Here is a 21,626-nt window from a genome sequence, read left to right on the forward strand (position 1 = left end):
ACTGCCGAGCCTTCCGGCCTTCCTTGGAACATGCCGGAGCGAAAAGGAAAGGGGCGCCACCCAGCCGGGTAGCGCCCCTTTCCTTTTGGCTCCATGTATGGAGCCGGATCAGTCGAACTGCAGGTCGCTGACGGCGCCACCAACCTCGTGGACAGGCAGCAGGCCGGCGGCCGTCAGGTCGCCCGCCGCCACCAGCAGGGTGCGGCCAGCGGCGCCGGGGATGCCGGCGGCCTGGGCCAGGGTGGACAGGGCGTCACGCGTCGGCGCCTGGCTGATGACGCCGTTGCCGTAGATGAGGATGGAGACGGCCAGGGTGCCCGGCCGGCTCTTTTCCACCAGCGCCGCCGCGTTCATCAGGCCGCGCAGGGTGGAGACGCGGGGGAAGCCGCTGTCGCTGAGGGTGTCGCCCTCCTCCCCCAGCACCCAGTGGCGGCCCACCAGATCCTCAACCCCCACCAGGATGGCCAGCGGCATGCCGCGGTGCCGGCCCGTGGCCACGGCCACCAGGCCGCCATCCTGCGGCGTCTGCGGCAGTTGCACGGTGCCGCCCAGGATATGACCCACGCTATCCAGCACGGACGCAACGGCCTGGGCCAGCGCCTCCGCCCCCGTGGGCCGCATCAGGCTGGGCCAGGCGCCGAACACCAGGGAAGCGAGGCCGGCGGTGCCGCCATCGGCCCGGTCGGCTGGCGCGGACGCGGGCGCCCGACGCAGCTTCTCCTCCACCGCGTCCAGCCGACCGGCCAGCGCCTGCACCGCACCCGTGTCGGGGACGGTCGCCTTCGCGTCGGTCGCCCTGCCCTCGGCCACCTTGCCCTCGGCGGCCGGCGGCGGCAGGGCGGGAACACCACCCCTGACCTGATCGCGCAGGTCGCGCACATCCAACTGCGTGGCGCGCACGGCGTTGACGACGCGCAGCAGCGATTCGTGCAGATGGTCGACCAGGTTGTTCAACTGTTCCGGCAGAGGGCCGGGGGGCAGATCGGGCAGGCGCACGCCGTTCACGGCCTTGGCATGGCTGAGCCAATTCTCCAGCACGCCCACCCGCTGGGTCACGTCCTGAAGGGTGTTCGACAGCTCGCCGACGCCGCGGGCCAGGCGCTCCGCCTCTTCCGCCGGCCGGCCGGCGTGATGGCTGACCACGCCGGTCAGGTGGGCCACCCGCTCCCGCAGTTCCTGGATCGACTGTCCCAGCGCGTTGATCCGCATCGTTTCCGGTAGCGAAACGACGGCGGAATGCATGGCCGTCAGGTCATTGCGCAGGTCACGCAGGCGGCCGCCGACATGCAGCGCCAAGTCGCGGACGATGGATTCAGCGTAATCGAAGGGGTCAACCCCGTCGTCGATCTCCCCCTCGCGCACGGCGGCCGGCACGGGAGGCGATGACACCTCGATGTCGGGGGACGGCGCGGCCGGGGTGGCCGGCACGGCGCCGGGGGCTGCCGAACCGGCGTCGCCATCAGGGCCTGGGGCGTCACGGTGCTCGTCGGTCATGGCATCGCTCACGAGGATCGGGGAGGGGGGCTGGCGGGCATAGGTGTCACAAGGGGCGTCACAACTCGCCGGCAATCGCTTCTAGCAGACGCGCCCGGCGCTTGTCCGCCTGTTCGCGCGGCATGCGTGGCACGGCCGCGGCCGGACGCCGCGCCACCGGCGGCTGGGGCGGCGGCACCGGCGCGTCGGAGGAGACACGGGGCGGCGGCACGACCACGGGCGCGGCCAGGGGCGCCGCGCCCTCCGGATTGGAAACGGCGGCGGGGCTGGGCTTGGGGCCGTGCAGGGTGACACGGGCGGCGGCGACGGGATTGGTGGCCATGCGTGCGCCGCCCGGAACGGTCACGGCCGACACGGTCACGGGCGCGTGGATCGGTGTCGGGCGGCTGGGGGTGGACAGGGGTTGCGCCGGCAGCGTGCCCGCCACGGCCGAGGCCCGCACCGGCGTCGGCGGCGCCGCGCGCAAGGACAAGGCCCCGGGCACCCGGGGGGTGGGCGTGGGTACGGCCCGCATTTCCGCCCGGTCCGCCGGATGGGCATCACGGGTGAGGGCATCGCGCCCCTTGGCCGCCAGGGTGGTGAACAGCGGGCCCGTGCGCGACGGCTGCGGGCCCGGGGCCGGAGGGGCCGACGCGGGCGGCGCCGGAACCGACAGCGGGGCGGACGCCGTGGCCGTCATGACCGGCGCTGGCGGGGCCACCGGCGACGAGGCGGCGGATATCTCCGCCTCGCCCCTGGACAGAGGCGGTTTGGATCCAGATGGGCCGGATGGGGAGGCTTCGGACGGGGCGGTTGGCCCGCCCTCGCCCGCGGGCTTTCCCCCATCGCCGATATCGCTCAGCAGGCGGCGCAGCGTGGTGGCGCTGGCGGCGCGCCCGTCCCCCAGCTGGGCCAGGGCCTTGGCGGTCAGGGCCGGGTCGATGCTGATCTGCAGGAAGCCGAACTGCTCGGTCGACAAGGACTGCAGCTTGCGGACCAGCCCTTCGGCCTGTTCCTCACCCGCGACGTAGCGGCGGATGGTGTCGATGGTGGAGGTGACGACGGCGGCGTCCCGCACCGCACGGGAGGAAAACACAGGGCTGCGGCCGGCATCGGCGAAGCCGGCCCCGCTTTGACCGTGCCCCCCGTCTGCCCGCAGGGCGCCGCCACTGGCCCCGTCGGCGGAAAGGACAGCATCCGGCGGAGGCGACGTGTCATCCCCCTTGCCGGCAATCCAGCCCATCACCTTCCGAAACATGCCACCCTGCCCCCTGCAAGAGACCGGAATTATGACCCCACGGGTCCCGGCACGGCAAACGGTTTGCACCGGCCGCGAGTTCTCGACGGACTAATGGTTACCACGGCCGATCCGGCCGATTCAATTTCTACCCCCGGCGAATTCTTCCGGCGCTTGTGCCCTGTAATGCAAGAAAAAAGGCACCCTTCACACGACCGCATCCCATTTCCCCGGGGCTCTCGCGACAAACGCCGACCAACAACCGCTGATTGACGGCCTCGACCGAGCCTTTCCACTTGCGCCGGCGGCGCTGACGAAGGCTGGGCGGAGAGGGGTGTTTAAAATTTTACAGATCTTTTCTGATCTTTAATTACGCAAGGGATTCGCAAATGTGATTGGCCAATTTCCGCCGCCGTCGTACAGTCGGCCCCGGGGATTTCGCATGGAAATTGACGGGTTCAGGGCCGACCGCGGCCTTCACCGGGCGGCATCGCCCCCCGGCACCCGCATCCCATGGCAGTAGACCCTTCCGGCACCGGGACGCTGGGGGGATCATCCCCGAATGGACCAACACCCGGAACAGACCACGGGGAATACCGGACGTGCGGCGCTTGGAACCGGGATTGCGGCGATGGACCGGCCCGCTGATCGGCGGCCCTGCCACCGACCCCCTGGAAGCGCTGGGCGACCGCGCCCCGACCATTGCCCGCCCGCTGCTGGTCGAACTGGGCCAGCTTATCCTGATGGCGCTGAACCATCGCGATGATGTCTGGCTGCTGCCCCTGCTGACGGTCGTCGTCGCCGGCGGAATCGCCACGTGGGCGCCCTGGCCGGCCGTCGTCGTCTGGTCACTGCTGTCGATCGGGGCGGCGGGCATATCGCAACTGGTGTTCCAGCGTTTCCTGGTCCGGGCCAACAGCCTGACCGATCCGCGTCCCTGGTTGTGGGTGCTGGCCGCCGCGCGCTTCGCCACGTCCGCGGTGTGGGGCCTGCTGCCCCTGTTCGCCTGGCCCGACCATGACTTGGCCGGTCGATGCTTGCTGATGCTTATCATGGGCACGGCCATGGCGCTGCGCACCTGTGGAACGATACCGCATCCCTTGATGCTGGGTTTGCAAATGGTGCCGCCGGCCCTGGCGCTGCTGGTCCTGGCCGGCGCCACGCTGGCCGAGGAAAGCGGCACGGCACGGGGCGGGGCCCCCGGTATGGCCCTGGTTCTGGGCAGCCTGCTCTATTCGGTGTTCATCTACCGGATGGGCCGCCAGATCTGCCGACGCATGCGCCATATGCTGGAGATGCAGCTGGACCTCGCCGCCGCCAAGCGGGCGGCCGACCAGGCCAACGACGCCAAGTCCGGCTTCCTGGCCACGCTGAGCCATGAAATCCGCACCCCCATGACCGGCATCCTGGGCCTGACCCAATTGCTGCTGGAAACGGGGCTGTCCATGCGACAGCGCGACTACGTCCGCACCGTGCACGAGTCGGGCGAATCGCTGTTGGCCATCCTGAATGACGTGCTGGACCTGTCGAAGGTGGAGGCTGGCAAGCTGGAGATAGACCAACGCCCCTTCGACACGGCCGCGCTGCTGGACGGGGTGCTGAAACTGATGGTCGGCCGCGCGGCGGAGAAGGGGCTGGACCTGCAGCTGCGCACCAGCCAGGCCTTTCCCGCGCGGCTGATGGGCGATCCGTTGCGCCTGCGCCAGGTGCTGCTGAACCTGGTGGGGAACGCCATCAAGTTCACCGACCGTGGCTGGGTGCGCATCAGCGCCTCCGCCGACCGCCTGGACGACGGACGCATGCAATTCGGCATTATCGTGTCGGACACCGGGATGGGGGTGCCCGAGGCGTCACAGGGGCGCCTGTTCGAAACCTTCAGCCAGGCCAGTGTCGAGGTCACGCGCCGCTATGGCGGCAGCGGGCTGGGCCTGGCCATCGCCAAGCGCCTGGTCCAGGCCATGGGGGGCGAGATCGGCTTTCGCAGCCGCCCGGGCAACGGCAGCCATTTCTGGTTCACCATTCCAACCGCTGAGCCCGAAGATGAGGTGGCCATCGCCCGGAATACCGACGCCCCGCCCCTGTGCCTGCCCCCCCTGGCCGTCCTGGTGGTTGAGGATGTGACCGCCAACCAGGTCGTGCTGGATGCCCTGTTGCGGGCACGGGGACACGCGGTCACCGTGGTGGCCGATGGCGCCGCCGCCGTCCGCCTCGTGGCGCAGGGCCGCTTCGACCTGGTGCTGATGGACATGCAGTTGCCGGGCATCGACGGGCTGGAGGCGACCCGCCGCATCCGCGCCCTGCCGGACGGCAGCCGCGCGCGCGTCCCGGTGGTGGCCACCACCGCCAACACCGATGCGACCGACGGCGACCACTGCCTGGCGGCGGGCATGGATGGCTTCGTCACCAAGCCCATCCGCCCCGACGCCTTGGTCGAGGCCATGCACAAGGCGTGGACCGCCCGGGGCACCCATGTCTGGCCGAGCGCCGAGCCCGACGCGGCGGATGCCGTTCTGGACGCGCGGCAGATCGAGACCGTGGCCCAAGCCATCGGCGCCCAGGATATGCCGGAGTTCATCACGATCACCGCGCGTACCCTGGTCGAAACGGCGGATCGTTTCGTGGAGAAGGTGGTGGCCGGCGATCTTCCGGGCGCCGGCCAGGCGGTCCACACCCTTTACGGCGTCGCCGCCAACGTCGGCCTCAGCGGCCTGTCGGCCGAGGCGCGACGGGCGCAGCAAGCCCTGCGCGACGATCCGCCGGAAATTCAGCGCGCCCTGGCCGGCACCCTGCGAAGCAATGCCGAGCAGGCGGCGGCGGCCTTGGCCGACTGGCTGGGGGAATGGCTGGGCAGCCAGCGCCCCGCCGACAGCGCCGTGGCCTGAGACGCGCCCCGGGATGCGAAAGGCCCCGGATCGCTCCGGGGCCTTGGCGGTGGGATGGGGTCAGTGCGGGGCCACCGGTGTGGCGGTCGGCGCCCGGGGCGTCAGGGGGATGCCCCCGGGATTGGCGGGCGTCACCGCCGGATTGCCGGCCGGGCCGGGCCCATCGGCGCCATCATCCGGCGGCGGCGGTCCGTCCGGGAAGGGGGGATGGTCGAAGCGGCCGTCACCACGGCCATCCGGTCCCCGCCCTTCCGGACCCCGGCCATCCGGATGGGGCCCATGCATGCCCCCCAGGATGAAGGGGGCCTTCAGCTCCGACAACTTCTTGCGGCCTTCCGGCGACATCTTGGACAGGACGTCGATCAGCGCCGCCTGGCGCGACGCCTCGAAGGCGCGGCGGCTATCGGCGACCTTCTGCAGGGCGGCGGCGAAGGCCTGGGCGTCGAAGGTGTCGGCCGCAAGCAGGGGCTGGATTTCGGCCCAGCTTTCGCGGGCCTGCTTCTCCAGCGCCTTGAAATCGGCGCGGTCGGGCGCCATGGCCTTCTGCAACAGCTCGGCATCGGCCGGCGGCAGGATGTCGGCCAGGGGACGCGGGCGATAGTTCAGGCCCGGCGCGGGCTCGCGGCCCGGCCCGCCGTCATGATGCCCCAACAAGTGGGGGATGAAGGTGCCGGCCAGGAACAGGTTCATACCGACCGACGCGATCAGCAGGGGCCCACGCCACCGGCTGGAAAACACACTCATCGCGCGTGGGTCTCCACCGTGTAAGAGGTGAACAGCAGGCTGGGCATGTCCGTGACATCGGCCTGCGCCGTCTCCACCGTTCCCGCCGTCTGGGCCACGGTTTCAGACATCGGCAGGGTGGCGGCGGGCATGGTCATGACGCCCACCATGATGCCGGCCGCCGTGGCACCGGCCAGCCAACCGGCCTGGGGCGCCCGGACGCTCAGCCACGACAGGGCCGCGCGCACCACGTCGAAGGGCGACGGCAGGAAGGTGTCCAGCCGGCGCGGCGCGGCCTTGGCCGCCGGTACGGCCATCGCATCCAGCCGCGCCAGCGCGCCGGCCACCACGCTATCCACCCGGGTGGCCGAAATCTCCGGCTCCGCCACCAGTGACAGCAGCGCGTCCAGCCGCGCCTCGTTCACCACCAGCTCATGCGCCTCACCGTCCGCGGCCAGGGCACGCACCGCCGCGGCCCGGCGATCCGCCGGCCAGCGGGCGGGGTTGCCGCCGTAAACCGCGGTGAGCGCCGCGATATCCTCCACGTCCACCGTGGACCATTCCCTGTCAGCCATGACCAACCCCCTAGACCTCACCCGTATCCTGAACCACACCGGACAGGCGCGCCCGCAACGCGCGCCGGGCCCGGGCCAACAGCGATTCCACCGCCGAAACAGAGAGGGAAAGGATTTGCGCAGCGTCGGCGGCGCTGCGTTCCTCGTAATAGCAGAGCGTGACGGCCAACCGCTGCCGTTCCGGCAACTCCGCCAATGCCTGCGACACCAATTTGGCCGTCTGTTGCCGCGCCATCACATTCACCGCGGATGGCGTCGGGTCAGGCGGCTCGGGTATTCCTTCCAGCCCGGCGAAGGCGGGACGCCGCCGCCGGTCCACACATAAATTCACCACCACGCGGTGCAGCCAAGTGGAAAACCGGGCGCGGCCATCGGGAATCCAGTTCTTGGCCCCCGTCCACACCCGAAGCAAGGCCTCCTGCACCACCTCATCCGCGTCGGCCGCGTTGCCCAGGATGCGCTGGGCCAGCTTCATGGCCTTGGGCGCATGGCGGGCGGCCAGCAGGGCGAAAGCCTGGCGGTCCCCCTGGGCGATGCGCGCCAGCAAGGCGTCATCCCCCGGTTCCGGCAGGGAGCCGCCCGGAATGGACGCGGATAGGGCCCCGGACCTGGTCCGGGACGCGGCGATGTCAGCGGCCGAGGCTGCGCCGATGCGCGGCTCCGGCTGGACGGATTCGTCCATCAGTTCCCCTGAAGAGTGACCCGGGACGTCTATGTCGCGAAGTGCATACATGACCCCTTATACGGACCGCGGGCAATGCCCTGTCGGTAAGGTTGTCAAATAAAATCCGGCCTGGTCGAGACGGGATACCGTCTGCGGGGCGTAAAAGGATAGTCACGGGGACGGTCCTGCCCCAAACCGCCGATCCCGTCGACGCCGGCCACGCCAGCCCCGATACGGCGTGGCCGACCGGATGCGCGCCCCCGCACGCATCCCGGCGCCGCCCCCGACCTACCGCGATTGCAGCCCCGCCCGCGGAACAGAGGTCGGGGGCGGATTTGCCCGTGACCCCGGCCGGACCGCTCGGCTACCATCGCGCGCAATAATTGAAGGGCCGGCAACAAGACCGGACCCGCAAACGCGGTGGAGAGAGAACGTATGGCCGATACCGAGAAGCGCGTCACCGACGCCGAGGCCCTGCTGCTGCATGCCAGCGGGCGTCCGGGCAAGCTGGAAATCACCCCGACCAAGCCCCTGACGACCCAGCGCGACCTGGCGCTGGCCTATTCACCCGGCGTCGCGGTGCCCTGCCTGCGCATCCATGAGGACCCGGCCACCGCCTACGACTACACCGCCAAGGGCAACCTGGTGGCCGTCATTTCCAACGGCACCGCCGTGCTGGGCCTGGGCGACCTGGGGGCCTTGGCCTCCAAGCCGGTCATGGAAGGCAAGGCCGTGCTGTTCAAGCGCTTCGCCGACGTGGACGGCATCGACCTGGAGGTCGACACCCGCGACGTCGATGAATTCATCAATTCCGTGCGCTATCTGGGCCCCAGCTTCGGCGGCATCAACCTGGAAGACATCAAGGCGCCCGACTGCTTCATCATCGAGCAGCGGCTGCGCGAGCTGATGGACATTCCCGTCTTCCACGACGACCAGCACGGCACCGCCATCATCGCCGCCGCCGGCCTGATCAACGCCCTGCATCTGACGGGCCGCAGCATGAGCGACGCCCGCCTGGTGGTGAACGGCGCCGGCGCCGCCGCCATCGCCTGCGTGGAATTGATCAAGTCCATGGGCATGCCCCATGAGAACGTGACCCTGTGCGACACCAAGGGCGTCGTCTACCAGGGCCGCACCAACGGCATGAACCAGTGGAAGTCCGCCCACGCCGTCACCACCGACGCCCGCACCCTGGCCGAGGCGGTCAAGGGCGCCGACGTGTTCTTGGGCTTGTCGGTCAAGGGCGCCCTGACGGCCGAGATGGTGGCCAGCATGGCGGCCAAGCCCATCATCTTCGCCATGGCCAACCCCGATCCGGAAATCACGCCGGAAGAGGTGAAGTCGGTGCGTGACGACGCCATCGTCGCCACCGGCCGGTCCGACTATCCCAACCAGGTGAACAACGTCCTGGGCTTCCCCTACATTTTCCGCGGCGCCCTGGACGTTCGGGCCAGCACCATCAACGACGCCATGAAGATCGCGGCCGTGAACGCCTTGGCCGAGCTGGCGCGCGAAGACGTGCCGGATGAGGTGGACGCCGCCTATTCCGGCCGGCGCCTGCGCTATGGCCCGGAATACATCATCCCCGTGCCGTTCGACCCGCGCCTGATCGTGAAGGTGCCGGCGGCCGTGGCCCAGGCGGCCATGGACACCGGCGTGGCCAAGCGCCCCATCACGGACATGGAGGCCTATGGCCGCGCCCTGCGCCTGCGCCTGGACCCCACGGCCGACAGCCTGCAGCAGATCTTCGACAAGGTGAAGGCCAACCCGCGCCGCGTCGTCTTCGCCGAGGGCGAGGAGGAGCGGACCATCCGCGCCGCCCTAGCCTTCCGCTCCGCCGGCTACGGCACGCCCATCCTGATCGGCCGCGAGAAGGTGGTGGCGGAGCAGATGGCGGCCTTGGGCCTGCCCCAGGGCAGCGCGCCGCTGGAGGTGCGCAACGCCCGTCTGTTCCAGTCCACGGAAAACCAGCGCTACACCGACTTCCTGTACAGCCGCCTGCAGCGCAAGGGCATGCTGCACCGCGACTGCCAGCGGCTGGTCAACCAGCATCGCAACGTCTTCGCCGCCTGCATGGTGGCCCTGGGCGACGCCGACGCGGTGGTCACGGGCCTGACCCGCGACTTCTTCACCTCGTATGAGGAGATCGGCCACGTCATCGACGCCCGTCCGGGCGCGCCGGCTTTCGGCCTGTCGGTGCTGGCGTTGCGCAAGCAGACGGTGTTCATCGCCGATACCACGGTGCATGAACGCCCGACCGCCCAGCAGTTGGTCTGCATCGCCGAGGGGGCGGCCCGCACCGCCCGCCAGATGGGGCACGAGCCCCGCGTGGCCTTCCTGTCCTTCTCCAACTTCGGCCAGCCGATGCGGGAGCGGGCGCAGCATGTGCGCGACGCCGTGGCCCTGATGGACCAGCGCGGCGCCGACTTCGAATATGAGGGCGAGATGTCGGTCGACGTGGCGCTGGACCACGATCTGATGAAGCGCCTGTACCCGTTCAGCCGCCTGTCGGGCCCGGCCAACGTGCTGATCATGCCGGCACTGCACACCGCCAACATCGGCGCCAAGCTGCTGCAGAAGATGGGCGGCGGCACCCTGATCGGGCCGTTGCTGATCAACCTGGAGAAGCCGGCGCAGATCGTGCAAATGGGCGCCACGTCCAACGAGCTGCTGACCGCCGCCGTCATGGCGGCCCACGACAGCCTGTCCATCTCCGCGTAGGGAAATCGGCCGCATCGATAGTTTATCCAGTATACAGATGGCGCGGGTTCAGGCCCGCGCCGGTACGCAAATAAAAGCGGGCCGCGGACAGATGGTCGCACCACCGGATGCCGCGGCCTTTTCTTATCAGGCGGGGCCGGTCGTGAGCCGGGCCCGGAATTAAACTTCCATGACGTGGGTTCCGCGCGCATTTCTTGCGCTATGTTCGAGGCAATGACCGGGGCGATGAACGGGGCGGTACGATTTTGACCTGGCCTGTTTGGCCGGTCTCGCCGGAATCAGCATGGGTGGGTTAGGGAGATGAGTCGTTTGGAAGCGCGTCCCGATCGTTTCGTGGCCATCGCCGTGCTGATGCTGGCGCCGACGGGCGCACTGCTGGCGGCGCTGGTTCTGTCCGGGCGTCTCCACCCCTTGCTGGCGCTGGGCGCCTTTGTCCTGGTGGCGGCCGTCACCGCCGTGGCCCGGCATCTGGTGTTGCGCGACAGCCGGCTGATCGCCGCCTATCTCGACCAGGTGCGTGACCGGCGCACCCCCCTGGCGCCGCCCCTGGCACGCACCCTGACGGGCGCCGCCCTGCTGGAGGACATCGCCCACCTGCACCAGAATTGGCTGCGCCACCGCGAGGAGATCGAGCACCGCCTGGCCGCCGACGAAGCGGTGGTGGAAGCCCTGCACGACCCCCTGATGCTGGTCGACGCCAAGCGCAAGGTGGGGCGCGCCAACAGCGCCGCCCGCGCCTTGTTCGGCGACCGCATGCTGAACCGCGACCTGGCGGTCAGCGTGCGCAACCCCGACGTGCTGGCGGCGGTGGATGCGGTGCTGGCGGGGGGCGAAAGCCGGCGGGTGGAATTCACCCTGCCCCTGCCGGTGGAACGGGTGCTGGAGGTGCGGGTCACCCCCTTCCAGCCCGCGGCGGAGGATGGCGCGGACGAACGCGAGATCACCGCCATCATCACCCTGCACGACATCACCGCCATCAAGCGGTCGGAACAGATGCGGGCCGACTTCGTGGCCAACGCCAGCCATGAGCTGCGCACGCCGCTATCCACCCTGGTGGGCTTCATCGAGACCCTGCGCGGCCCGGCCCGCGACGACGCCGACGCCCGCGACCGCTTCCTGGCCATCATGCAGGAGCAGGCCGGCCGCATGTCGCGCCTGGTGATGGACCTTTTGTCCCTGTCGCGCATCGAGCTGGACGAGCACACCCACCCCACCGGCGAAACCAACGTCGCCCAGTTGGTGCAGAGCGTGGTCGCCATGCTGGAGCTGAAGGCGGCGGCCCGCAAGATCACCATCAAGGTGCAGGGCGGCGAGGATCTGCCGCGCGTGCAGGGGGACGAGGACCAACTGACCCAGGTGTTCCAGAACCTGATCGACAACGCCATCAAGTATGGCCGCGAGCAGACGGACGTGGTGGTGACGCTGGAGCGGGCGGACGCGCCGCCGGCACCGGGCGCCACCGGCATCCGCGCCCGCCAGGCGTCGCCCCAGAAGGTGGCCGGCATCAAGGTGTCGGTGACCGACAAGGGCGATGGCATCGCCCGCACGCACCTGCCCCGCCTGACGGAACGCTTTTACCGCGTGGACGCCGCCCGCAGCCGCGCCCTGGGCGGCACCGGCCTGGGACTGGCCATCGTGAAGCACATCGTGAACCGCCATCGCGGGCGCCTGACCATCGACAGCGAGGTGGGCAAGGGCAGCACCTTCACCGTGCACCTGCCGGGGGCGGAGAAGCCCAGCGAGAAGGCGCGCGAAAAGGGGGAAAAGTCGCTCACTCAATCCGCCCCGAATCTGTCACACGAAGGCGGTCGCGGCGCCGCCTGAGCCCGAAGCCGGGGGACACGTCGCGCGGCGCATCCTACCCCCGTATGGTATAAGCCCTTGAGTACGAGGCGTTTTCCGCGCTCGAGCCAGCCTTGTGCGGCGTCATAAAACTGTCTCCTTTTTGTAGCAATTCCATAGCGACCTGCCGCTATGGTCCACCCTGCCCGATCGGCGACGTCCCGCCGGTCGCTATTTTTCATGCCCCGGCCGGGACCGCCGGGGATGGGGTGGTAAGAGAATGCCCGCCGAACACACCGTCAAATCGTTCGAGCAACAGTTGCAGCGCCTGTCCAACCTGATCACCCAGATGGGTGGCGTGGCCGAAGCGCAGGTGGACGGTGCCGTACAGGCGGTGGTGCGCCGGGATGTCGACCTGGCCGCCCGCGTGATGAAGGCGGACCTGCAGTTGGACGACTATGAGCGCGGGATCGAGCAGGAGGCCGTGCGCATGCTAGCCCTGCGCCAGCCCGTGGGCAGCGACCTGCGCGAGATCCTGGCCGCCCTGAAGATTTCCGCCGACCTGGAACGCACCGGCGACTACGCCGCCAACATCGCCAAGCGCAGCATGGCCTTGGCCAAGCTGCCCGCCGTGCGGCCCGTCAGCGCCATTCCGCGCATGGGCAAGCTGGTGGAAAGCATGCTGAAGGACGTGCTGGACGCCTATATCGACCGCGACGTGGGCAAGGCCATCGACGCCTGGAACCGGGATGAGGAACTGGACGACCTGTACACCAGCCTCTTCCGCGAGGTCCTGACCTATATGATGGAGGACCCGCGCAACATCACCCCTTGCACCCACCTGCTGTTCATCGCCAAGAATCTGGAGCGGGCGGGCGACCATGCCACCAACATCGCGGAAAACATCCATTTCCTGGTGTTGGGCCAGCCGCTGACGTCCAGTCGCCCCAAGCATGACGAGTCCAGCTTCGTCGTCGGCCCCACCGCGGACGTCGACCTGCATGGCAGCGGCCTGCATGGGGCCGAGTCGCTGGATGACCTGTAAGTAACGCCTGCGCCTGTACCGATTAGATTTCTCGACCCACCTGCCTCCGCCTGCGGACAGCCAGTTTTAGGGACACCCCATGAACGCCTCGTTGAAGCCCTTGGTCCTGATCGTCGAGGATGAAACCGACCTCGTCACGCTGCTGAGCTACAACCTGGAGAAAGAAGGCTTCCGGGTGCTGACCGCCAACGACGGTGAGGAGGCACTGCTGCTGGCCGACGAGCAGGCGCCGCACCTGGTGCTGCTGGATTGGATGCTGCCGCTGATGAGCGGGCTGGAGGTCTGCCGCCAGATGCGCCGCAACCCCAAGACCCGCGAGATCCCCATCATCATGCTGACCGCCCGGGGCGAGGAGGCGGACAAGGTGCGCGGCCTCAATTCCGGCGCCGACGACTACATCTCCAAACCCTTCAGCCCGACCGAACTGGTGGCCCGCATCCGCGCCGTGCTGCGCCGGGCCGTCCCCTCCCTGGCGGAGGAACTGCTGCGCTACGGCGACATCAGCATGGACCTGGCCGCCCACCGGGTGCGCCGCAACAGCCGCGACATCCACCTGGGCCCGACGGAGTTCCGCCTGCTGCGCCACTTCATGCAGCACCCCGGCCGCGTCTTCTCGCGGGAGCAGTTGCTGGACATCGTCTGGGGCCATGACGTGTACGTGGAGCCGCGCACCGTGGACGTGCACATCCGCCGCCTGCGCAAGGCCCTGAACGAGGAGACAGAACTGGACATGATCCGCACCGTGCGGTCGGCCGGTTACGCCCTGGACATGAAGTCGGCTTGATATTTCCATATCAACGGCTGAGATCGTGGACCTCGGACAGGCTTAATCCTCAATCCCCTTAAAACACGTCCGCAAATAGAGCCGCGGCGCCTACCTCTGAAAGATGAATGGCGCGCGCCGCCCGCACGCGCATCTCAACCTCGTACTCCCGCGCCGCCGCGATCGGGGACGAGGTGCGGGACAGGCTGTCCGCCAGCACGGCGGCATCCCGCAGGGCGGTGTTGGCCCCCAGGCCGCCGGCCGGGCTCATGGCGTGGATGGCATCGCCCAGGAAAGTCACCGCCGCCGCCGTCCAGTGGGGCCAGGTGCGGGCCAAGCGGGCGCTGCGCACCGGCAGCAGGGCTATGCCTTCCGGATCGGCATGCCGGAACAGACCGCGCAGGCTGGGATGCCAGTCGCGCGCCAGATGCCGTGCCACCGCCGCCGGCACGGCATCTGGCAAGGCCCCCATCATCCGCGTGCGCGGACCAATCAAGGCCCAGTAGAGATAGTCGGCCACGGGGGTCAGGCTGGTCGAAGCGCCCTCCGGGGCAAAGGCCGCAGGCGGAAACAGCATGGGCTCGATGATGCCGGCGTAGCCGTCGGCGAAGACCACGCTGGTGCCTGTACAGAGGTCATCGCCCACCACCGCCCGCACCTGAGGCGTCAAAACGGTGCGGCCGTAGAGGCAGACCGCTCCCACATCCAGCGGCTCTGCCTGGGGCATCAACTGACGGCGCACGACGGAGTTGACGCCGTCGGCGGCCACCACCAGGCCGGCGCGAACGGTGGTGCCATCAGCGAAGGCAATATGGGCGCGGCCGTCGGCACCCACGGCCAGGCCCTGAAACGCGGCGCCGAAGCGCACCCGGTCCTCGATGCCCGAGAGCAGGATTTCCCGCAGCGTCTGGCGATGGACGCAGAAGTCTCCCGCCGCCGCGCCGCCCACCGCGCTGTCCCGGCCTTGCGCATCGGGGGCCGCACTCCACACCGCCGGCGCGCGACCGGTCACCGGCGCCAGTTGGCCGTCCAGGAAGCGGCTGCGTGGGGCCGGCACGGCGCAGGCCCGCCGGAATAGGCGGTACAACGGTGGGGGCAGGCACCGGGCCAAGGCATCGGCACCATCCGCGTCGATGCGCACGCGATAGCCCTGGGACCGGCTGTCCACGGCCACATCCCGCTCGTACACCACGCACGCGACACCGGCGCGCGTCAGTGCCTGCGCCAGGCACAGCCCCCCCAGGCCCGCCCCGATGATCGCCACCTGCGTCCTGTTCATCTCGTCACCATTCGCCAAGCCTTTGCACTGGAAAGTCGATACTCCGAAGCGCGGCGCACTTGATAACGACAGTCGGACGAAAAATAATGTGAAACGGCCAAACGATCCGCCGGTCCCCTCCGCCCCCTGCCAGGGAAAGCCATGCGTCCCGCCAACGACACCCCCCGCATGACCAAGGAAGCTTTTCTGGAGATGTGCGAGCGGCCGGACGGTCCGCCCGTCCTAACCTTCTGGGGCAGCCATTCGCGGGAGGACCGGGACCGCATGGGCACGAGGGAGATCGACTGGCATGCCCACCGGCGGGGACAACTGTTCTGCGTCGCCAGCGGCCTGGTCCATGTGCGAACGGCGCATGGTTCCTGGATGCTGCCGCCCCTGCGCGCGGGATGGCTGCCACCCGGCATGATGCACAAGGTGACCATCAGCGGCGTGCTGGACGGATGGGGCATGATGCTGACGCCTGAGGCCAGCGCGGGCCTGCCCGACAGCCCCTGCGTCATGGGCATCAGCGACCTGTTGCGATCGCTGGTGCGGCGGGTGGCAGATTGGCCGCTGGAAGCGGCGTTGACGCCGGAGCAGGAGCGGCTGCTGGCCGTGTTGTTGGATGAGATCCGCCTGGCCCCGCACGAACCGCTGCACCTGCCCATGCCCACCGATCCGCGCCTGCTGCGCCTGGCCCTGCGCCTACTGAAGGCGCCGGACGACGACCGCCCCCTGGGCATGCTGGCCCGCGACGCCGGCCTGTCGGAACGGACGGCGCGACGCCTGTTCGCGGCGGAAACGGGGCTGAGCGTGACCCAGTGGCGCCAGCAGGCCCGACTGACCCTTGCCCTGGAGCGGCTGGCGAAAGGGGAGCCGGTGGCGGAGGTGGCGGATGCCCTGGGCTATGCCACGCCGAGCAACTTCATCGCCATGTTCCGCCGGGCCTTTGGTGAGCCGCCCGCCCGCTATTTCGCCCGAAGAGGGATTGCTGCCTGACCTTCTGCCTAGGGCCGCCAAACGGATAAGCCACTTATCCTGCCCCCTTTTCAGGGCAGGCCTGCCCACCAAGCCCGCTACCCAAGCGCCGTTCCCGACGCTATGGTGCCGCCATGGTCGACCATCCCACGCCCCCGCCCTTCACCGCCGACACCACCGCCACCGACGCCCTGACGGCGCAGGAGCGTGAGGCGCGATCCTTCGGTTTCCGCGCCATCAACCCGGCGGAAAAGGCGCCGCTGGTGCAGGGTGTGTTTTCCAGCGTCGCCAGCCGCTACGACGTCATGAACGACCTCATGTCGGTGGGCATCCATCGGCTGTGGAAGGCGGATTTCGTCAGCCTGGTCAACCCCCGCGCGGGCGAAACCATCCTGGACGTGGCCGGCGGCACGGGCGACATCGCCTTCCGCATGGCGGCCAAGGCACCCGCCGCCCGGATCATGGTCTGCGACCTGACGGAAGCCATGGTGCGGGTGGGCCGCGACCGCGGCATCGACAAGGGGTCCATGCCGGGCTGGGACCAGTCGCCGGAAACGCGCGGCGGCCTGCCCACCGGGGGATTACAGTGGACTGTGGGCAATGCCGAGTCGCTGCCCCTGCCCAACCGCTCGGTCGACGCCTACACCATCGCCTTCGGCCTGCGCAACGTCACCCATATCGACAAGGCCCTGGCCGAGGCCCACCGCGTGCTGAAGCCCGGCGGCCGCTTCTACTGCCTGGAATTCAGCCAGGTGAACCTGCCCATCCTGCGTGAGCTGTACGACCGCTATTCCTTTGAGGTGCTGCCCCGCATCGGCCAGGTGGTGGCGGGTGACCGCGACAGTTATCAGTACCTGGTGGAAAGCATCCGCCGCTTCCCCGAGCGGGAGGCGCTGTGCCGCCGGCTGGAGGCCGTGGGCTTCAGCCAAGCCAAGGCCCGGCCCTTGACGGGTGGCGTGGCCGCCATCCATTCCGCCTGGCGCGTCTGACCATGTTCCGCATCCTGCGCAACCTGCGCCGCCTGTACATCATCGGGCGTACGCTGGGCCGCCATGGCGCCCTGTTCCCGGAGGAATTCCGCGACGTGGCGCCGGGCCTGGCCATGGTGCTGCGCCTGATGAACAACAACCGGGCGCCCGGCCGCAAGGGCCAGCGCCTGGCCGCGGCCATCCAGGAACTGGGTCCCAGCTTCATCAAGCTGGGCCAAGCCCTGTCCACCCGGTCCGACCTGGTGGGCGACGCCGTGGCCGAAGATTTGGCCCTGCTGCGCGACCGGCTGCCGCCCTTCCCCACGCCCCAGGCCGTGGCCATCATCGAGGAGCAGCTGGGCCGCCCGTTGGGCGAGATTTTCCAGAGCTTCGAGCCCGAGTCCGTGGCCGCCGCCAGCATCGCCCAGGTCCATTTCGCCGTGACGGCGGAGGGCAAGGAGGTGGCGGTGAAGGTGCTGCGCCCCGGCGTGGAACTGGCCTTCCGCCGCGACATCGACCTAATGTTCTGGCTGGCCGGGCTGGCCGTGCGCGTCCTGCCCCGGCTGAAGCGCCTGAAGCCGGTGGAGGTGGTGGAGACCTTCGCCGAGACCGTGCGCATGGAAATGGACCTGCGCCTGGAGGCCAGCGCCGCCTCCGAACTGGCGGACAATTTCACGGGCGACGTCACCTTCAACATACCCAAGGTGGATTGGGACCGCACCAGCCAGCGGGTGCTGACCATCGACCGCATCCACGGCATCCCCGTGGACCAGGTGGACGCCATCCGCGCCGCCGGCTTCGACCCCGACGACGTGCTGCGCCAGGCGGCCAATTCCTTCTTCAACCAGGTGTTCCGCGACGGCTTCTTCCACGCCGACCTGCACCCGGGGAACATGTTCGTGAACATGTCCGGCCATCTGGCGCCGGTGGATTTCGGCATCATGGGCCGGCTGGACCGGCAGACGCGGCTGTACCTGGCCGACATGCTGCTGGGCTTCCTGAACCGCGACTACCGCTTGGTGGCCGACGTGCATTTCGACGCCGGCTACGTCCCCGCGCACCAGTCGCGCGAGCTGTTCATGCAGGCCGCCCGTGCCATCGGCGAGCAGGTGCATAACAAGCCGCTGCATGACATCTCCGTCGGCCGGCTGCTGGCCCAGCTGTTCGCGGTGACCGAGCAGTTCGAGATGGAGACCCAGCCTCAGCTGCTGCTGCTGCAGAAAAGCATGCTGACGGCGGAAGGCGTAGGCCGCGCCCTGAACCCCAAGCTGAACATGTGGGAAGTGGCCCGCCCCCTGATCGAGCAGTGGATGCGGGAGAACCGGGGGCCGGAGGCGCGCCTGGCCGAGGCCGTGCGCAACCTGAACGCCACCGCCCACAAACTGCCGCTGCTGCTGCGCCACGCCGACCGCCTGGCGGAGCACCTGGACAGGGGCGGCCTGCCCATCGACCCGCGCAGCATCGACGACCTGGCCACCCGCCTTGGGCGGGGCCGGGGCGGCTGGCAATGGGTCGCCATCATCGCGCTGACCGTGGCCGTCACCGTCCTCGCGCTGCGTTAAGTGGTCCATCAAGCGCCGGGCGGCCACATCCGTGGCCTTGGCTTGTCCTCGCGTTTCAGTCCGCTTCGCTCCCCAAAACGCTGCGGCGACCGCAGTCGCGGTCTATTTCAGAATTGCCGCGCGCTTGAGCCCCCCTAACCAAAACTTGCGCGGCACGGCCATGGCCACAAGGCAGCCCTGCGAGTCGTCCGCTTGACGCGGGTACGAAACGAACAAGAGGATGGCGCCTCTCGTTCCATATGTTTCACCCTTCGTCTTTGAGGAATTAGGTCATGGCCTTGCCCGTCGTTGCCATCGTCGGTGCCACCGGTGCCGTTGGCGTCGAGCTGCTCGAGTGCCTGGAGCAGCGTGATTTCCCCCTGTCCGAGCTGCGCCTGCTGGCGTCGCCCCGGTCGGCCGGCAAGACCATGACCTTCAAGGGCAAAGAGATCACCGTCCAGGCCCTGGACGAGAACAGCTTCGACGGCGTCAACATCGCCCTGTTCTCCGCCGGCGGCTCCATCTCCAAGGTCTACGGCCCCATCGCGGTGAAGGCCGGCGCCGTGGTGGTGGACAATTCGAGCGCCTTCCGCCAGGACCCCAACGTCCCCCTGGTGGTGCCGGAGGTGAACCCGGAAGCCGTGAAGCAGCACCAGGGCATCATCGCCAACCCCAACTGCTCCACCATCATCGCGTTGGTGCCGCTGTGGCCGCTGCACGCCAAGAACCGCATCACGCGCTTCATCGCCGCCACCTACCAGGCGGCATCGGGCGCCGGTGCCGCCGCCATGGAAGAACTGCGCGAAGGCACGCGGGCCTATCTGGAGGGCAAGCCCTTCACCCCCACCGTGCTGCCCCACCCCTACGCCTTCAACCTCTTCAGCCACAACGCCAAGGTCGACCCGGCCAACGGCTATAACGAGGAAGAGATGAAGATGGTGAAGGAGACGTGGAAGATCTTCGGCGACGCCGATATCCGCATCTCCGCCACCTGCGTGCGCGTGCCCGTGCTGCGCGCCCATTCCGAGGCGCTGACCGTGGAGTTCGAGCGGCCCATCACCCCGGCGGAGGTGAAGGACATCCTGGCCACCGCCCCGGGCGTGCGCATCGTCGATGATTGGGAGAAGAACTACTTCCCCATGCCGGTGGACGCCTCCGGCCAGGGCGACATCCTGGTGGGCCGCATCCGCCAGGACATCAGCGATCCCAGCGGCCGGTCCATCCAGCTGTTCGTCGCCGGCGACCAGCTGCTGAAGGGCGCCGCCCTGAACGCCGTGCAGATCGCCGAGCTGCTGTAAGGACACGGGGCTCGTCCGTGACGGGGCCGCCGGTAGGAATGCCGGCGGCCTCATCCTTTTGGGGTAAGGAGGACCTGCTGAGGCCGCCGCCGCCCCACCCTCATGGGAAAATCGGCCGCAGGCCCAACTTTACGGTCGCGGAAAAGCCTCAATTGGTCGCAATATCCTGGTTGCCCGGGGTCGTTCCCGGGCGAACCCCAACCAGGGACCTCGCATGCATCCGCATGAGGCGACCGGAGCCCCCAATCCGGAACCCGGCATGGCCGCCGCCGTGATGGCCGCCACCCCCAGCGCCTTCGACATTCCGCCGCCCCAGTCCCGTTCCTCCGCCGCCCCCGCCCGCCAAATCCTGGACGCGGTCACGCGCTTCCGGAAGATGGGGTGCCGCAACGTCAGCCTGACCCTGACCCGCTCCACGGACACCATCCTGGACGTGCAGGCCACGCTGAGCCTGGCGGGCCTGGCCAGCGACGTGCAGCCGGCCGGCGGTGGCTGCTCCCGCCTGGTGCTGCGCAGCTAGCTGGGGCTTTCCCCCTAGCCCCCCCTTTCGATCCGCCGGCCTCTTCTACGGCCCGCGCCCATATCCCCAGCGACAGCACCGGGGATAAGCCTCGGCTATTGGCCGCAGATGGGCGGCGGACACCGCGCATAGAAAAAGGGCGCCTCCCCTTCGGGAAGCGCCCTTTTTGGTCGCGTCTCAGCCCAGGCCCTTCTGGGTGTCTTATCCCAGGCCCTTCTGGCCCATGGCCAAGTACTTCTCGCGGCGGCGGGCGATCAGGGTGCCGCCGTCCTGGCCGCGCATCGATTCCAGGCTGTCGTCGATGGCGTTGCCCAGGGCCAGGATGGTTTCCTCGCGCCGGCGGTGCGCGCCGCCGATGGGTTCCATGACGATGCGGTCGATGACGCCCAGTTCCTTCAGGTCCTGGGCGGTCAGGCGCAGGGCCGCGGCCGCGTCGGCGGCGTTGGTGTTGCTGCGCCACAGGATGCCCGAGCAGCCTTCCGGCGAGATGACGGAGTAGATCGAGTGTTCCAGCATCAGCACACGGTCGGCCGTGGCGATGGCGATGGCACCACCCGACCCGCCCTCGCCGATGACGGCGGAGACGATGGGAACGCGGGCGCGCAGGCAGGTCTCGATGGACTTGGCGATGGCTTCCGCCTGGCCGCGCTCTTCCGCACCCACGCCGGGATAGGCGCCGGCCGTATCCACCAGGGTGATGACCGGCAGGTTGAAGCGGCTGGCCAGGGCCAGCAGGCGCTGCGCCTTGCGGTAGCCTTCCGGCTTGGCCGAGCCGAAGTTGTGACGGATGCGGGTATCGGTGTCGTGGCCCTTTTCCTGGCCGATGACCACCACCGACCGGCCGCGGAACCGGCCCAGGCCGCCGACGATGGCGCGATCCTCACCGAACACGCGATCGCCCGCCAGCGGCGTGAAATCCGTGATCAGGGCATTGATGTAGTCCAGGCAATGCGGCCGGTTGGGATGGCGCGCCACCTGGACCTTCTGGGCCGGGGACAGCTTGGCATAGGTCGAGCGCAGCAGCTTGTCGACCTTGTCCTCAAGCTTGCGGACCTCGTCGGCGATGTTGATCCCGCCGCCATCGGACAGATGGCGGAGTTCATCGATCTTGCCTTCGAGTTCGGCGATCGGCTTTTCAAATTCAAGGAAATGCATGGGGCGGCTTACAACTGCTTGTAAGGAGGCGCGGCCGCCGGGA

17 protein-coding genes are annotated in these 21,626 nt (G+C 69.0%); 10 read left to right on the plus strand and 7 right to left on the minus strand.

The window, feature by feature from the left end; genetic code table 11:
* Nucleotides 1–108: 108 nt before the first annotated feature.
* Both FBZ90_RS13680 and FBZ90_RS13685 read right to left on the minus strand, forming a co-directional pair.
* Nucleotides 109–1,494 (minus strand): hypothetical protein, encoded by a 1,386-nt coding sequence (locus FBZ90_RS13680; RefSeq protein WP_145732901.1) that lies wholly within the window; start codon nt 1,492–1,494, stop codon nt 109–111.
* Between the two features lie 58 nt (nt 1,495–1,552).
* Complete coding sequence (locus FBZ90_RS13685; protein ID WP_145732903.1) at nt 1,553–2,731, minus strand: hypothetical protein; 1,179 nt, start codon at nt 2,729–2,731, stop codon at nt 1,553–1,555.
* Between the two features lie 581 nt (nt 2,732–3,312).
* On the opposite strand from FBZ90_RS13685, the gene FBZ90_RS13690 reads away from it, so the two are divergent.
* Entirely contained in the window at nt 3,313–5,592 is a 2,280-nt protein-coding gene (locus FBZ90_RS13690) for a hybrid sensor histidine kinase/response regulator (protein ID WP_145732905.1), read from the plus strand.
* A 60-nt stretch (nt 5,593–5,652) separates the two neighbouring features.
* Here FBZ90_RS13690 and FBZ90_RS13695 read toward each other — a convergent pair whose 3' ends face one another.
* The 3 genes from FBZ90_RS13695 to FBZ90_RS13705 are packed head-to-tail and all read right to left on the minus strand — an operon-like array spanning nt 5,653 to nt 7,572.
* Nucleotides 5,653–6,336 (minus strand): periplasmic heavy metal sensor, encoded by a 684-nt coding sequence (locus FBZ90_RS13695; RefSeq protein ID WP_145732908.1) that lies wholly within the window; start codon nt 6,334–6,336, stop codon nt 5,653–5,655.
* On the minus strand, nt 6,333–6,890 hold the full coding sequence (locus tag FBZ90_RS13700) for a hypothetical protein (RefSeq protein WP_145732911.1): 558 nt from the start codon (nt 6,888–6,890) through the stop codon (nt 6,333–6,335). The genes FBZ90_RS13695 and FBZ90_RS13700 overlap by 4 nt, the downstream gene beginning before the upstream one ends.
* A gap of 10 nt (nt 6,891–6,900) precedes the next feature.
* A complete protein-coding gene (locus tag FBZ90_RS13705) occupies nt 6,901–7,572 on the minus strand; it encodes an RNA polymerase sigma factor (protein WP_145732913.1) in 672 nt (223 codons plus the stop codon).
* A gap of 417 nt (nt 7,573–7,989) precedes the next feature.
* Here FBZ90_RS13705 and FBZ90_RS13710 point away from each other — a divergent pair, with 417 nt between their 5' ends.
* From FBZ90_RS13710 to phoB, 4 genes are all read left to right on the plus strand, one after another.
* Nucleotides 7,990–10,275: an NADP-dependent malic enzyme gene (locus FBZ90_RS13710; RefSeq protein WP_145732915.1), complete on the plus strand. Its 2,286-nt coding sequence runs from the start codon at nt 7,990–7,992 to the stop codon at nt 10,273–10,275.
* A gap of 300 nt (nt 10,276–10,575) precedes the next feature.
* Nucleotides 10,576–12,099 carry an ATP-binding protein gene (locus FBZ90_RS13715; protein WP_145732917.1) on the plus strand — a complete coding sequence of 508 codons (1,524 nt, stop codon included), beginning with the start codon at nt 10,576–10,578 and terminating at the stop codon, nt 12,097–12,099.
* Nucleotides 12,100–12,337: 238 nt separating this feature from the next.
* The gene (phoU, locus tag FBZ90_RS13720) at nt 12,338–13,102 is read left to right on the plus strand and encodes a phosphate signaling complex protein PhoU (RefSeq protein WP_145732919.1); all 765 of its coding nucleotides are present in this window, start codon (nt 12,338–12,340) and stop codon (nt 13,100–13,102) included.
* 79 nt (nt 13,103–13,181) lie between these two features.
* The gene (phoB, locus tag FBZ90_RS13725) at nt 13,182–13,886 is read left to right on the plus strand and encodes a phosphate regulon transcriptional regulator PhoB (protein WP_145732922.1); all 705 of its coding nucleotides are present in this window, start codon (nt 13,182–13,184) and stop codon (nt 13,884–13,886) included.
* 58 nt (nt 13,887–13,944) lie between these two features.
* On the opposite strand, the gene FBZ90_RS13730 is transcribed toward phoB, so the two are convergent.
* A complete protein-coding gene (locus FBZ90_RS13730; protein ID WP_145732924.1) occupies nt 13,945–15,144 on the minus strand; it encodes an FAD-dependent oxidoreductase in 1,200 nt (399 codons plus the stop codon).
* A 141-nt stretch (nt 15,145–15,285) separates the two neighbouring features.
* Between FBZ90_RS13730 and FBZ90_RS13735 the strand changes: the two genes are divergently transcribed.
* The 5 genes from FBZ90_RS13735 (at nt 15,286) to FBZ90_RS13755 (ending at nt 20,428) form a co-directional block, all read left to right on the plus strand.
* On the plus strand, nt 15,286–16,122 hold the full coding sequence (locus FBZ90_RS13735; RefSeq protein WP_145732926.1) for an AraC family transcriptional regulator: 837 nt from the start codon (nt 15,286–15,288) through the stop codon (nt 16,120–16,122).
* A gap of 113 nt (nt 16,123–16,235) precedes the next feature.
* Nucleotides 16,236–17,090, plus strand: a complete 855-nt coding sequence (locus FBZ90_RS13740; protein WP_246130400.1) for a class I SAM-dependent methyltransferase — start codon at nt 16,236–16,238, stop codon at nt 17,088–17,090.
* Between the two features lie 2 nt (nt 17,091–17,092).
* The gene (gene ubiB, locus FBZ90_RS13745; protein WP_145732928.1) at nt 17,093–18,631 is read left to right on the plus strand and encodes a 2-polyprenylphenol 6-hydroxylase; all 1,539 of its coding nucleotides are present in this window, start codon (nt 17,093–17,095) and stop codon (nt 18,629–18,631) included.
* Nucleotides 18,632–18,903: 272 nt separating this feature from the next.
* Nucleotides 18,904–19,908, plus strand: coding sequence for an aspartate-semialdehyde dehydrogenase (locus tag FBZ90_RS13750; RefSeq protein ID WP_145732930.1), 1,005 nt, complete (start codon nt 18,904–18,906; stop codon nt 19,906–19,908).
* 214 nt (nt 19,909–20,122) lie between these two features.
* Nucleotides 20,123–20,428 carry a hypothetical protein gene (locus FBZ90_RS13755; RefSeq protein ID WP_145732932.1) on the plus strand — a complete coding sequence of 102 codons (306 nt, stop codon included), beginning with the start codon at nt 20,123–20,125 and terminating at the stop codon, nt 20,426–20,428.
* 201 nt (nt 20,429–20,629) lie between these two features.
* Here the strand turns inward: FBZ90_RS13755 and FBZ90_RS13760 are convergent, their stop codons facing one another.
* Nucleotides 20,630–21,583, minus strand: coding sequence for an acetyl-CoA carboxylase carboxyltransferase subunit alpha (locus FBZ90_RS13760; RefSeq protein ID WP_145732934.1), 954 nt, complete (start codon nt 21,581–21,583; stop codon nt 20,630–20,632).
* Nucleotides 21,584–21,626 lie beyond the last annotated feature (43 nt).

The organism is Nitrospirillum pindoramense, assembly GCF_007827955.1.
In the GTDB taxonomy this organism is placed as follows: domain Bacteria; phylum Pseudomonadota; class Alphaproteobacteria; order Azospirillales; family Azospirillaceae; genus Nitrospirillum; species Nitrospirillum amazonense_B.